The sequence below is a fragment of the Clostridium sp. FS41 genome (genome assembly GCF_000954015.1).
GTDB classification, from domain to species: Bacteria; Bacillota; Clostridia; order Lachnospirales; family Lachnospiraceae; genus Enterocloster; species Enterocloster citroniae.
This window is the reverse complement of sequence record NZ_JYHN01000067.1, coordinates 297,427-311,729: the sequence shown is the minus strand read 5'-3', so window position 1 is coordinate 311,729 and position 14,303 is coordinate 297,427. Positions and strand designations below refer to the sequence as shown.

At 49.8% G+C, this 14,303-nt stretch carries 12 protein-coding genes; 11 read left to right on the top strand and 1 reads right to left on the bottom strand.

Annotated features, from left to right (window positions below):
- The first annotated feature begins 6 nt into the window (after window positions 1-6).
- The 10 genes from CLFS41_RS21160 (at window position 7) to CLFS41_RS29565 (ending at window position 11,472) form a co-directional block, all read left to right on the top strand.
- Complete coding sequence (locus CLFS41_RS21160) at window positions 7-537, top strand: septum formation initiator family protein (protein ID WP_045093377.1); 531 nt, start codon at window positions 7-9, stop codon at window positions 535-537.
- Complete coding sequence (locus CLFS41_RS21155) at window positions 515-2,836, top strand: penicillin-binding transpeptidase domain-containing protein (protein ID WP_007863640.1); 2,322 nt, start codon at window positions 515-517, stop codon at window positions 2,834-2,836. Before CLFS41_RS21160 ends, CLFS41_RS21155 begins: the two co-directional genes overlap by 23 nt.
- A 104-nt stretch (window positions 2,837-2,940) precedes the next feature.
- Entirely contained in the window at window positions 2,941-4,731 is a 1,791-nt protein-coding gene (locus CLFS41_RS21150; RefSeq protein ID WP_045093376.1) for a penicillin-binding transpeptidase domain-containing protein, read from the top strand.
- A gap of 70 nt (window positions 4,732-4,801) precedes the next feature.
- Window positions 4,802-5,770, top strand: a complete 969-nt coding sequence (gene mraY / locus CLFS41_RS21145; protein WP_007863642.1) for a phospho-N-acetylmuramoyl-pentapeptide-transferase — start codon at window positions 4,802-4,804, stop codon at window positions 5,768-5,770.
- A gap of 33 nt (window positions 5,771-5,803) precedes the next feature.
- On the top strand, window positions 5,804-7,162 hold the full coding sequence (gene murD, locus CLFS41_RS21140; protein ID WP_007863643.1) for a UDP-N-acetylmuramoyl-L-alanine--D-glutamate ligase: 1,359 nt from the start codon (window positions 5,804-5,806) through the stop codon (window positions 7,160-7,162).
- Window positions 7,163-7,259: 97 nt separating this feature from the next.
- Window positions 7,260-8,399 (top strand): FtsW/RodA/SpoVE family cell cycle protein, encoded by a 1,140-nt coding sequence (locus CLFS41_RS21135; protein ID WP_347468733.1) that lies wholly within the window; start codon window positions 7,260-7,262, stop codon window positions 8,397-8,399.
- Between the two features lie 92 nt (window positions 8,400-8,491).
- The gene (gene murA / locus CLFS41_RS21130; RefSeq protein ID WP_045093375.1) at window positions 8,492-9,757 is read left to right on the top strand and encodes a UDP-N-acetylglucosamine 1-carboxyvinyltransferase; all 1,266 of its coding nucleotides are present in this window, start codon (window positions 8,492-8,494) and stop codon (window positions 9,755-9,757) included.
- Between the two features lie 147 nt (window positions 9,758-9,904).
- Entirely contained in the window at window positions 9,905-10,636 is a 732-nt protein-coding gene (locus CLFS41_RS21125) for a hypothetical protein (protein ID WP_045093374.1), read from the top strand.
- Between the two features lie 124 nt (window positions 10,637-10,760).
- Complete coding sequence (locus tag CLFS41_RS21120; protein WP_045093373.1) at window positions 10,761-11,288, top strand: hypothetical protein; 528 nt, start codon at window positions 10,761-10,763, stop codon at window positions 11,286-11,288.
- A 4-nt stretch (window positions 11,289-11,292) separates the two neighbouring features.
- Entirely contained in the window at window positions 11,293-11,472 is a 180-nt protein-coding gene (locus tag CLFS41_RS29565; RefSeq protein WP_242856899.1) for a hypothetical protein, read from the top strand.
- 96 nt (window positions 11,473-11,568) lie between these two features.
- Here CLFS41_RS29565 and CLFS41_RS21115 read toward each other — a convergent pair whose 3' ends face one another.
- Window positions 11,569-12,075 (bottom strand): GNAT family N-acetyltransferase, encoded by a 507-nt coding sequence (locus CLFS41_RS21115; protein WP_045093372.1) that lies wholly within the window; start codon window positions 12,073-12,075, stop codon window positions 11,569-11,571.
- Between the two features lie 581 nt (window positions 12,076-12,656).
- On the opposite strand from CLFS41_RS21115, the gene ftsZ reads away from it, so the two are divergent.
- Window positions 12,657-13,952, top strand: a complete 1,296-nt coding sequence (gene ftsZ / locus CLFS41_RS21110; protein ID WP_045093371.1) for a cell division protein FtsZ — start codon at window positions 12,657-12,659, stop codon at window positions 13,950-13,952.
- The last annotated feature ends 351 nt before the right edge of the window (window positions 13,953-14,303 follow it).

Below are 14,303 nucleotides of genomic sequence, written 5' to 3'. Positions count from 1 at the left end.
AAGGTTATGACTGCAAGAACGCAGGCGTCATCAGGACGCACCAACAGACAGACAAACCGCAGGGCTGCACATACAGATCCCTATATGTACGGCACCGCGGCACCACAGCTTAAGCCGCAGGCCGCTCCACGGCCGGAGCGCAGGCCGGGGAAACCGGCAGGCAGCCAGTCCGTCCGGCACAATCACCGGATCCGCCGCAATCAGGAACGCGCATTGTATATGGATCTTCCGTATGTAATCATGCTTACCATTGCGTCAGTGTTTACCTTATACCTCTGCATCAACTACCTCCATGTACAGTCATCCATTACAGCAAGAATGCATAACATCGAGAAGATGGAGGCACAGTTAGAACAGCTTAAGGCGGAAAACGATGCCCTGGAGACCAGCATCAATACCAGCATTGACTTAAACAAGATCTATGAGATCGCCACTAAGGAGCTGGGAATGGTCTATGCCAAGAAGGACCAGGTGTTATTGTATGACAAGACAGAAAGCGAGTATGTAAGACAGTATGAAGACATCCCGGAACACTAATGGAGGCGGCCGCCCCGGTGGTAATGGAAAAGGGAACGGCCGGGAGCAGCACAATACAAAAGGAAAATACTTTTATCCAAAGTATTTGCAGGAAAAGCTGGCAATCACCGTATTGGTGATTACGCTGGCTTTATTTGCATTAATAATGGTCCTTTACAGAATCATCAGGGACAACAATGAACAGTACAACAAGATCGTACTGACCCAGCGCCAGCAGGAGTATGAAAGCCGTACCATTCCCTACCGAAGAGGGGATATTGTGGACAGGAACGGCACCTACCTGGCTACCAGCGAAAAGGTATACAACCTGATCATCGACCCCAAACAGATCATGTCCAAACCGGAGCGTTATCTGGAACCCACCATAGAGGCGCTGGTGACCAGCTTTGGCTTTGACGGCGGGGAGGTGCGGGGCCTGATCGAGGAGAGGGCGGACAGCGCCTATCTCAGATATAATAAGGGGCGCCAGCTCACCTATGACCAGAAGACTGCCTTTGAGCAGCTGGCAAAGGATATGAACAAAGCTTATTATGAGAACAAGGACGAGGTGGAGGGAAAAAAGCGGGTCAAGGGGATCTGGTTTGAAGATGAATATAAAAGGATCTATCCCTATAATTCCCTGGCCTGCAATGTGATCGGATTTACCAGCAGTGACGGCAGCGTGGGAACAGGAGGGATTGAGCAGTATTATAACAGCAGCCTTATTGGGGTGAACGGACGGGAGTACGGATACCTGGACGAGAACTCCAACCTGGAGGGCGTGGTGAAGCCGGCAGAGGGCGGCAAGACCATTGTTTCCACCATTGATGTGAATATCCAGAATATTGTACAGAAATACATCAATGAATGGCAGACCACCACGGGCAGCAAGGTTACGGCAGCCATTGTCATGAATCCCAACAACGGTGAGATCCTGGCCATGGGCACAAGCAATGTTTTTGACCTGAACAATCCCAGGGATGTAAGCGGATTTACCCAGGAGGATCTGTTTGTTCTTGGAAAAAAAGAAGCAGCCGCTGTATACAGAAGGGAAAACGAAGGGAAGACTATTACAGAGGACCAGGTGCTGGATCATTTCAGCCGGGAGGATGTGATCTCCTACGGGCAGCAGGTGGCCTGGAACCAGATCTGGAGGAATTTCTGTGTCAGTGACACATATGAGCCGGGTTCACCTTCCAAGATCTTTACAGTGGCGGCCGGCATGGAGGAGGGACTTATAAAACCCAGTGACAGCTTTGAGTGTGCCGGTATCCTCCATGTGGGAGATCATGATATCAAGTGTACGGCGTGGCGCAGGGGCGGCCACGGGTGGCTGAACGTACAGGAATCGCTGATGCAGTCCTGCAACGTGGCCATGATGCGTATGGGCGCCATTATAGGCCGGGACCGCTTTACCAAGTACCAGTCCATCTTTGGATTTGGTGACAAAACAGGGATCGACCTGCCGGGTGAGGCGGATACCAGCAGCCTTGTATACAATGCGGACAACATGCGGCCCACGGATCTGGCAACCAATGCCTTTGGCCAGAACTACAACTGCACCATGGTCCAGATGGCTGCGGCATTCTGCTCCGTGCTCAACGGCGGATCTTATTATGAACCCCATGTGGTAAAGCAGATCCTCAATGAACAGGGCTCCGTGGTGGAGAAAAAGGAACCTGTACTGGTGCGGGAAACCGTATCCCAGTCCACAGCTGATTTCCTGAAGGAGGCCATGTTCCAGACGGTTGAGACCGGTACCGGAAAGGCAGCCCAGGTCATTGGATATGATGTGGGAGGCAAGACCGGAACAGCGGAAAAACAGCCCCGTTCAGCCAAAAACTATCTGGTCAGCTTTGCGGGCTTTGCGCCCATAGAGGATCCCCAGGTGTTTGTCTATGTAGTGATCGACACCCCAAACTATCCGCCGGGTGAGCAGCAGGCCCACAGCTCCTACGCAAGCGCGGTATTTTCAAAGATCATGACGGAGACCCTTCCTTATATGAATATATTTCCCACCAAGGATCTGCCGGAAGATGAGGCCATACAGGAAAGCCTTCCTTCCTCCGAGGGGATCAATGAGGTGGAGACAAGCCTGGAGGAGGGGGAAGGCCAGGAGGAGACCCCGGCCGAGACGCAGCAGCAGTATGATACGGATGAAGTGGTTCCGGATGATGGCGGGGGAAGCGGGGTGCCGGATTCAGTTCCCCGGGATCCATCAGCCCCTGAGGGGCCTGGGACCGATACCGGACCCACAACTGAGGCCGATCCCTCCAAGGAGGAGACGGCCGATCCCCAGACCGCGGGGAGTAATCCCTGACGGCCGTACCTGGAGCAGTACCGGATACTCCTTTCCGGATAAAGATTCATAAAATGAGACCGGCCCCAATATATTATTAACAATGATGGACGCCGGAGACGCTCATGAATTCAAACCTTACAAAGCACAGAAAGAATATAGCCGTCCTTGCACTGCTCATTGCCATTGTCATGGTGAGCCTCTCGGGGCGGCTTGCTTATCTTATGCTGTTCTGTTCCGAACACTACAGCGCAATGGCGGAGGACCTGCACCAGAGGGAACGTACCATCAAGGCAGCCAGAGGCCGGATCATCGATGCCAACGGCGTGGTCATAGCAGATAACAGGACCGTGTGCACCATTTCCGTTATCTACAACCAGGTGACGGACCGGGAGCGCGTAATACAAGTGCTCTGCAGTGAACTGGGGCTGGATGAGGAGCCGGTCCGAAAACGGGTTGAGAAGCGCAGCTCCAGGGAGATCATAAAGACCAATGTGGATAAGGAACTGGGGGATAAGATCCGCTCATACCGGCTGGACGGGGTAAAAGTGGACGAAGATTACAAGCGTTATTATCCCTATGACAGCCTGGCGTCCAAGGTGCTTGGATTTACAGGAGGCGACAACCAGGGAATCATAGGGCTGGAGGTAAAATACGAAAAGTACTTAAAAGGCATGAATGGGAAAATACTTACCATGTCGGATGCCAAAGGGGTGGAGATTGAAAATGCCGCCGAGGACCGGATCGAACCCATACCGGGAAATGACCTGCACATCAGCCTGGATGTGAATATCCAGAAATATGCGGAGCAGCTGGCCTATCAGGTTCTGGAAAAAAAGAATGCCAAAAAGGTCTCCATCATAGTCATGAATCCCCAGAACGGGGAGCTGCTGGCCATGGTCAATGTGCCGGAGTTCAATCTCAACGATCCCTTTACCCTGGACCAGAATCTGCGCAGCCAGAGCCTTCAGGAGATCGCTGCCCAGAACGCCTCCCTGCCCGCGTCCAAAAAGCAGGAGCAGCTGAACCAGATGTGGAGGAATACCTGTATCAACGATACCTATGAACCGGGTTCCACCTTTAAGATCATTACGGCGGCAGCCGGATTGGAGTCCGGTGCGGTGAAGCTGACAGACCAGTTTTCCTGCCCGGGATTTAGGATCGTGGAGGACCGGAAAATACGCTGCCACAAGGTGGGCGGACACGGCTCCGAGACATTTTTACAGGGTGCCATGAACTCCTGCAATCCGGTGTTTATCGATGTGGGGCAGAGGCTGGGCGTGGATGGGTATTATAAATATTTTACCCAGTTCGGCCTTAAGGGAAAGACAGGGATCGACCTGCCCGGAGAAGCTGCCACCATTATGCACAAAAAGGAAAATATGGGACTTGTGGAACTGGCCACAGTGTCTTTCGGCCAGTCGTTCCAGATCACGCCCATCCAGCTGATCACAACAGCTGCCTCCATTGTCAATGGAGGAAACCGTGTAACGCCCCATTTTGGGGTAGCGGCAGTGAGCACGGACCAGACTTCGGTCCGCGCCTTCAAATATCCCTCCAAGGGACGCATCCTTTCTGAGGAGACCAGCGCCACCATGCGCTACGTGCTGGAACAGGTAGTGTCGGAGGGAAGCGGCAAAAAGGCAAAGCTGGAAGGCTACAAGATCGGCGGCAAGACGGCCACGTCAGAGAAGCTTCCCAGAAGCCTGAAAAAATATATTTCATCTTTTATCGGCTTTGCTCCGGCGGACGATCCGCAGGTCATGGCGCTTATTACAATCGATGAACCGGAGGGGATTTATTACGGCGGAACCATTGCCGCTCCGGTGGTTGGAGATCTGTTTAAGAATATACTTCCTTATCTGGGAATTCAGGCAACGGAGGAAGAAACTGCTGTGCACGTTTCCAATCCATAGTTGATTATTCCCGGAAAAAGACGTATACTAATTACCAAATAAGACATACATATGAGATTGAGGTGCCCTTATGATTCATGAAACCATACTAGCTATCATTATTGCATTTGCCATCAGCGCACTGCTTTGCCCCATTATCATCCCTTTTCTGCACAAGCTTAAATTTGGTCAGCAGGTAAGGGAGGACGGACCGCAGGCCCATTTGAAAAAGCAGGGAACGCCCACCATGGGCGGGCTGATCATACTTTGCAGTATTATCATTACATCCATCTTTTATATTCCCAGCTATCCCAAGATCATTCCCATCCTTTTTGTGACGGTAGGGTTCGGCATTATCGGATTCCTGGACGACTATATCAAGATCGTGATGAAGCGCTCGGAAGGCCTGAAGCCGATGCAGAAGTTAGTTGGACAATTTATTATCACAGGTATTTTTGCCTGGTATCTGTTAAACAGCGGGGAAGTGGGGACCAATATGCTCATCCCATTTACCGGCGGGTTTGACGGCGGAAAGTTCCTTTCACTGGGAATCTTTTTTATCCCGGCCCTGTTCTTTATCATGCTGGGCACGGACAACGGGGTGAATTTTACAGATGGACTGGACGGACTTTGTACCAGTGTCACCATTCTGGTTGCCACGTTTCTGACCATTGTGGCCATAGGCGAGGATATGGGAATCAGTCCCATGACAGGAGCGGTGGTGGGAAGCCTTCTGGGCTTTCTGCTCTTTAATGTGTATCCGGCAAAGGTGTTTATGGGAGATACCGGTTCCCTGGCCCTGGGCGGTTTTGTGGCTGCTTCCGCCTATATGATGCGCATGCCCCTGTTTATCCCGATCATTGGCCTGATCTACCTGGTGGAAGTGCTTTCCGTCATTATGCAGGTTACGTATTTTAAGCGTACAGGCGGAAAACGTATTTTTAAAATGGCTCCCATCCATCACCACTTTGAACTGTGCGGATGGTCAGAGACCCGGGTAGTGGCGGTATTTGCCATTGTAACCGCAATATTGTGTATGGTTGCTTATCTTGGATTATAGTCGCATGCGTACGGTGAGGAGGTTAATTGACAAATGAATCAGAGTCAGAAAGTGTTAGTTGCAGGAACTGGATTAAGCGGAATCTCAGCAGCGCGCCTTATACTGGAGCGTGGCGGGGAGGTGGTGCTTTATGACGGTAACACTGCCTTAAAGGAAGAAGACATCAAGGCAAAGCTTGATAAAGAAGCAAAGGTCAATGTTGTGCTGGGGGAGATCAAGCGCTCCGATCTTTTGGGAGTTGAACTGTGTATCATCAGCCCGGGCATTCCTCTGGACAGTCCCTTTGTGGCTGTTGTGGATGATGCCAAGATCCCCATTCTGGGCGAGATCGAGCTGGCTTACCAGTGTGCGATGGGCAAGCTGGCTGCCATAACAGGAACCAATGGAAAGACCACCACCACAGCGCTCACAGGAGAGATATTAAAGGCGCGGTATGAAGAGACCTTTGTGGTGGGGAATATCGGCGACCCGTACACTGCCAGGGTGTTGGACATGACGGAAGAATCCGTGACCGTTGCGGAAGTTTCCAGCTTCCAGCTGGAGACCATCATGGATTTCCACCCGGATGTAAGCGCAATCCTGAATATTACCCCGGATCATTTGAACCGCCATGGGACCATGGAGAATTATATACGTATCAAGGAGTGCATCACCCTGAACCAGACGGAACAGGACGCTGTGGTGCTGAATTATGACGACCCGGTCCTGAGGGGATTTGGCCAGGATCCGGAGCTTAAGCCCAGGGTCATCTGGTTCTCCAGCCGTGAGAAGCTGGCGGACGGATTCTGCATGAACGGAGATAATATTGTCCACTGCCAGAAGGGCCGTGAGACAGTGCTGGTCAATGTCCATGACATGAAGCTTCTTGGGCGGCATAATTATGAGAATGTAATGGCGGCAGCTGCCATTGGCCTGGAGATGGGAGTTTCCATGGCTGATATTGCCAGGGTGGTGGAGGGATTCCTTCCCGTGGAACACCGCATTGAATTTGTACGGGAGCGCACCGGAGTCAGGTATTACAATGATTCCAAGGGCACAAATCCCGATGCGGCCATCCAGGCCCTGCGCGCCATGCCGGGACCTACCATCCTCATTGCAGGCGGATATGATAAGAACAGCGATTATGATGACTGGGTATCTGAGTTTGAGGGCAAGGTCAAATACATTGTCCTGATCGGACAGACCAGGGATAAGATTGCCGAATGTGCCAAGAAGCACAAATTTACGGAAATCATGTATGCGGAAGATATGCAGGAAGCAGTCCAGGTGTGCGCGGTTTATGCGGATACCGGGGATTATGTGCTGCTCAGTCCCGCCTGTGCGAGCTGGGGAATGTTTAAGAATTATGAAGAGCGCGGGCGTGTCTTTAAGGAGTGCGTCATGGCGCTGTAGGAGGTAAATGCTTATGGCGGGAAAGGTGCAGACGGCCGCCCGGCCCTCGGGCCAGGCTAAACGGCCGGCTATGAACCAGGACATAAGAGAACAGCAGATGCCAAAGAAAAAAAAGAAGGTCAAACATTTTTACGACTACAGCCTTCTGTTCTGCATCATTTTCCTGACAGCTTTCGGACTTGTCATGATTTATAGTGCCAGTTCCTATTCGGCCCAGCTGAATTACAAAGGCAACGGCGCTTATTTCATGGAGCGCCAGGCAGGGATCGCGGCCGTGGGATTTGTGGCCATGATCATCATATCCAAGATGGATTACCATATATTTGCCAGGTTTTCCGTGCTGGCCTATCTCATGTCATACATACTCATGATAGCGGTCAGCTTTGTGGGCCGGGAGGTAAATGGTAAAAGGCGGTGGCTGGCAATCGGTCCCTTGAGCTTTCAGCCCACGGAGTTTGTAAAAATCGCCCTGATCGTTATGCTGGCCGCCATGATCACCACCATGGGTATAAAGATCAACAAGTGGCGCAATATGGGATATGTGGTGGCCATGACACTGCCCATCGCGGGCCTGGTTGCCATGAACAACTTAAGTTCCGGCATCATTGTGTGCGGTATTGCCTTTGTCATGCTGTTCGTGGCCTGCAAGGTGAAGTGGCCCTTTTTTACCATCGGCGCCCTGGGACTGGGTACGCTGGCATTTGCCGGGCCCATTGGAAAGTTCCTTATGACCATCAAACTGCTTCAGCCCTACCAGTTCAGGAGAATCGAGGCGTGGCTGAACCCGGAGTCCGACCCTACGGACAAGGGGTTCCAGGTGCTTCAGGGCCTTTATGCCATTGGTTCCGGCGGGCTGGTGGGACAGGGACTGGGAGAGAGCATCCAGAAGCTGGGATTTCTTCCTGAGTCCCAGAACGATATGATATTTGCCATTATCTGTGAAGAACTGGGATTGTTTGGCGCGGTGTCCATTATCCTGATATTCCTGTTTATGATATACAGGTTTATGCTCATTGCCAATAATGCACCGGATCTGTTTGGCGCCCTTTTGGTGGTGGGCGTCATGGGGCACATTGCCATTCAGGTCATCCTGAATATCGCGGTTGTAACCAATACCATACCGAACACCGGAATCACCCTGCCTTTTATCAGTTACGGGGGCACCTCGGTCCTGTTCCTTCTTATGGAGATGGGGGTCGTACTCAGCGTGTCCAATCAGATAAAATTAGAAAAATGACAAATTGGGCCTGCACAGGCGGGCACGTCCCGGCATATGCTTTAAGTAGATAGTGTTTTCTGCGGAAGGCATATATACCAGGAGGTGCCCCATTGTCTGTCATTCAGGTCTTTGGTCTTACTCCCTTAAAAGGGGAGATATCCATACAAGGTTCTAAAAATGCCGTTTTGCCCATGATGGCCGCGGCTGTGCTTCACAGAGGGATTACTGTTTTAACCAATGTCCCGGTTATCCGGGATGTGGCCTGTATGCTGGACATACTGGAATTTCTCGGCGCCAGATGCTGCCATAAGGGCGACTGTCTGGTTATTGACGCCCGGAACATCACCCAGACCAGCATACCGGAGCGGTATGTGACCGCCATGCGTTCTTCTATTGTCGTACTCAGCGCCCTGCTGGGACGCATGGGAGAGGGGTGCAGCTGTTATCCGGGGGGATGCCTGATCGGAGCCAGGCCCATCGACCTTCATCTTATGGTCCTTAAAAGCCTGGGAGCTGAGATCAGCGAGGCGGAGGGACACATTAGAGCTGCCTGCGGCAAAGGGCTTACGGGGACGGAGATCCACCTGCCTTATCCCAGCGTGGGGGCAACGGAGCAGGCCATACTGGGATCTGTTCTGGCCAGAGATGTGACCATTATACACGGAGCAGCCAGGGAGCCGGAGATCAGCCAGCTTTGCCGTTTCCTCAACAACATGGGGGCCGTTATCTGCGGAATGGGCACAGACCACCTCATGATACAGGGAGTGGAGGAACTGCACGACAGCAGCTTCCGGGTGGAAGGGGACCGGATTGTAGCCGGCACGTATGCAGCAGCAGTTGCAGCAGCCACGGGAAGCGTGATCTTAAGGGAAGTCTGTCCCACGGAGCTGGAAGTTCCCCTGGAAATGCTGAAACAGGCCGGTGTATCGGTCTGCATTGAGAAGTGCTGCAAACAGATCCGGATCGAGATGAAGCAGCGTCCGGGCTGCCTGAACATTAAGACAGGGCCTTACCCCCAATTCCCCACAGATCTTCAGTCGCCCTTTATGGCATTCCTGGCTTCCGGGGAGGGGACCAGCACCATTGAGGAGCGGGTGTTTGAGGGCAGGTTTGCCACGGTGCGTTCCCTGATCCGGATGGGGGCATCCATAAGAACTGAGGAACGCAAAGCAGTGATTGAGGGGCATTACCCTTTGAAGGGGGCGGAAGTATCTGCCTCGGATCTAAGGGGAGGGGCGGCTCTTGCAGTGGCGGCCCTGGCAGCCCAGGGAGAGACCCTGATCAGAGACTGCCATCACATTGAGCGGGGGTATGAGGATATTTGCCGCGACATGGCGGTTTTGGGGGCCGACATCAGGTGGCTGGAGCGGGAGTGAGTGATCCATCGTTCCCTTCTGCGGATCGCTGAAGGCGCTCGGTGGATTGTTTAAGGCACTCTGCGGATTGCTGAAAGCATTCTGCGATTGTTTAGGCGCTTGAAACACGCTTCGGGGAAATGAATTCATAACCAGGTGAGGTACTGCATGAGAAATTTTGGTAGGAAACATCATACGGGAGCAGGAATCGCTGTGGCAGTCATACTGCTGGCAGCCATCCTGCTTCTGTCCGTGCATATACAGAGTATTTCAGTGACGGGCAGCAACAAATACAGTGAAAAGCAGATCGAGGAATTTTTGTTTTCCGGAAGGTGGGGCAAAAATTCCGCTTATGCTTATTTTGCGGACAGGTTTAAACCCCACCGCCAGATTCCTTTTGTGGAGGACTACAAAGTGGTGTTCCACGGCCCCTTTCAAGTGGAGGTCATCATCTACGAAAAAAGCATTGTGGGATATGTATCCTATATGAGCAGCTACATGTATTTTGACAAGGACGGGATCGTGGTGGAGAGTTCCAGCAACCAGCTGGAGGGTGTTCCCTGGATCACTGGACTGGATTTTGGGCAGATCGTGCTTCACAGGGCTCTTCCCGTGGAGGATAAGAATGTGTTTGAGGAGATCCTCAACCTGACCCAGCAGCTTTCCACCTATGAGATTGCGGTGGACAGGATCAAATATGACACTCATGGACAAGCCACCCTGTTTATCGGACAGATGGAGGTGACCCTGGGAGACAACTCAGATATAGATGGGAAGATATCCACCCTCAATGATATTCTAACGGCCCAGCCCCATCTCACCGAGATCAGCGGGACCATGCGCCTGGAAAATTATTCGGAAACCAACAGCAGGGCAGGGATTACTTTTAAGAAAAAATAAGAACGCCAGGTTTTTGCAAGGAGGGAAAATGAACTTTTTAACTCAAATTTTCAACATAACATCATCCCGACACCAAAATACCTCAAAGCCAAGTATGACTGGGATCGCCCATATGAGAGCGGCTTTGCCAAAAGTGGAAAAAGAGATAAGAACATATAAGAACCCCAGCAGTATTTCACTGGATATTGACAAACATAAAAATATAGTCATAGTGATCTATTATTACCACCAGGCCGGATTTGGGATTGACATAGGTGATTTTATAGAGATGAACTACCCTTATACATTTGAGGATATTGGCAGGAACATAGTGGAATGCTTTGAGACGCGTTCCCAAAGGCCTGTTGTCACCGAAGAAGAGAGGGCCTGCCTACAGCCCTCTTTTAAGGTCATAACAAAGGGAAAGGGGTTTGTATACTGGCTTAACAGGCACGAATCCATCCATGTACATATGGGCGAAAACATCTCTATCGAGTATATGCACAGGGAGTCTTCGGGAGAAAACCGTGGTTATTCCCAACATAAAGAAGAATACAATGAGATTGAGATCAAGCTTTCCAAGGATTCCTCAGCCATGCAGATCGGTCAGGCGGTCAATCAGGTATACCGCGCTAAGAACGGTGTGGATTTGGCAGCTGTTACAAAGGGGTGAACTATTGCGCTATTATCAAAAGAATAAAGTGGCATGGGAAGATAAAGGCAAAACCATTTCACAATTTTGTTGTAATAATGGGCGTGAGTTATTCTCGCTTATTCAGCTTGGCGCAAAAGACGGAGTTGACTTTGATATTGCGGAAAATTTACAATTGGGGCAATTACATAGTTTAATGATTTAAAACAGCTTTTTGAAAAGGTTTCCTAATGCTTAAAACCGGGAGGCGTGTTACTCATCCACGATTACCCTTAGTGAACAAGGGCAAAGTGACTGCAGATTACTCTTTATGCATAAAGTAATAACTTGCGTCAAAGGTTTCACTTCCATCATACTTAGAATATTGACCGTAATGGGAAAATTTAAATCCGCATTTCAATAAAATTTTGGCGGATGCCACGTTGGCATTGGCATGGTTTGCAACAAAATCACGGACACCAAGCTCTTCGTATGCCCACTGGATCATAGCCAATGAAGCTTCGGATGTGTATCCCTTGTTCCAATAATTTTTGTTTAAATTATACCCTAATTCATAGGCGTTGCTATCTGATTGAAAACAAATTGAGCCTGAACCTATTACCTTATTTTCTTTTTTCAGGACAAAAGCAAACACATGGTTGTCCCCTTTAATTGAGGAGATCCATGTTTCTGCATCCTTAACACTTGTATATAAATTATAAGGCATATACGTATTAACAACGGGGTCGCTGACCCATTCAAATACATCATTGGCATCATTGGCAGTAAGCGGCCTTAATAACAGTCTCTCGGTTTCTATCACTTTCATATGGTATGATCCCTTCAAATAATGATCTGTGTATTTTTACATATGGAGATATTCTACCACAAATCTCTTTGTTTTTCTATGATGGCGGCAAAAATCGATGGGGTTCTCTGCATCTGCCGGATCATACCCATAGTTATATTATAATAGGAAGCGAAAGTTTGAAAGAAATGTTGTCAACTGATCCTGATTCTGGTACAATGTCCATGGGTGTTGTGGCTTCTGCTCTATTTGAGAGAGTTATAAAATGGTATTAGGCCTTCTCGCATAGCTGGCATAAAGGTGGATAAAATAAGTAGAAGTATCCTGGGAATATGCTAGAAGCTATCGAAAATACAGAACGTGCGTTTGGTGACCGCGAAAGCAGCTTGATAGCATCCGCCCAATTACAGGCAATGCTGTAAAGTACAGGAAAAGCAAGGATTTAACGGAAATGTAATTTTTATTAAAAAAGCTATTGATATTTTTTGTAAAATCAAATATAGTATTAGTTAGACCAGAAATCAATGAGAAATTGACATAGAAATAAGAAGTATGAGCATGGCTTTATGTGGTAGTAAGGGAATAAAAGGAGGATATGAATCTTGCTAGAGATTAAGATAAATGAGTCAGACAACGCTGCCAGAATCATAGTTGTAGGAGTGGGCGGTGCAGGTAATAATGCAGTAAACCGTATGATTGATGAAAACATTGCAGGGGTAGAGTTTATTGGTGTGAACACTGATAAGCAGGCCCTTCAGTTTTGTAAGGCACCCACTGCTATGCAGATTGGTGAAAAACTGACCAAGGGATTAGGCGCAGGAGCCAGACCGGATGTTGGAGAGAAGGCGGCTGAGGAAAGTTCTGAGGAGATTTCACAGGCACTGAAAGGTGCTGACATGGTATTTGTAACCTGCGGTATGGGCGGTGGTACAGGAACAGGTGCAGCCCCCGTAGTTGCCAAGATTGCAAAGGACATGGGTATCCTTACCGTAGGAGTGGTGACCAAGCCCTTCCGCTTTGAGGCCAAGACCCGTATGAGCAATGCTCTTGAAGGTATCGAGAACCTGAAAAACAGTGTCGATACCTTAATTGTGATTCCAAATGACAGGCTTTTGGAGATCGTGGACAGGCGTACCACCATGCCTGACGCTCTTAAGAAAGCAGATGAGGTTCTGCAGCAGGCAGTACAGGGTATCACGGATCTGATTAATGTTCCTGGTTTGATTAATCTGGATTTTGCTGATGTACAGACTGTTATGATCGATAAGGGAATCGCCCACATCGGTATCGGTAAGGCCAAGGGCGATGACAAGGCAATTGAGGCTGTTAAGCAGGCTGTATCCAGCCCTCTGTTAGAAACTACCATCGAAGGCGCAAGCCATGTAATCATTAATATATCCGGCGATATCAGCCTGATTGAGGCCAATGAAGCGGCCAGCTATGTTCAGGAGCTGGCTGGAGATGAAGCCAATATTATATTTGGTGCAATGTATGATGAGAATGCCCAGGATGAGGCAAGCATCACGGTCATTGCCACTGGTTTGGACGAGCACGGTGCCAATGCATCCGTGTCCAATGCCATGAAGGGATTTACAAGCAACTTTAAGGCAAAGCCAAGCGTAGCAGCAGCGGCTGTTCAGGCACCCCATGTAGCAGCGCCTGAGGCGGCGGCAACCGCATCTTCACCATACAGCAGACAGAACCAGGGTTACACCCCAAGCTTTAATCCTTCATCATCAGGAAGCCAGGGCTACAACCCGCCTAAGTATAACCCCAACCAGGGCTATAATACCGGCAGCACCCAGAATCCGGCTCCGGCTCCAAGCCAGTCCTTCAGACCTGCAGCCAACAAGGAGATGCAGATCAATATACCGGATTTCCTGAAGAACAAGAGATAATCCCACAGAGAGAATCTGATCTTAATTCAGCTATGTAACAGGGCATGCATTCATGTCCTGTTTTTCCATCTAAAAACAGCAAGCATCCATCCTGGACAGGGACGTTTTCACGTATGATCAGAGAACTCCCTGGACGGGATTTTTTTGTATCCTCCTTTTACATCCAGTGTACGCTCGGGCCCTCCCCGGCACCTATCTTTGCGGCTGATTTCCCACCGGCGGCACCCAAATTTATTCAACGTACACTCAACATCTGGTATGTCTCCCGATTTTTGTCGATAAATATTGTATCTGTGGGTCGTCATTTCGACAGCATTCGTACATATAAATAGTTATAATGGCTTTCAGAAA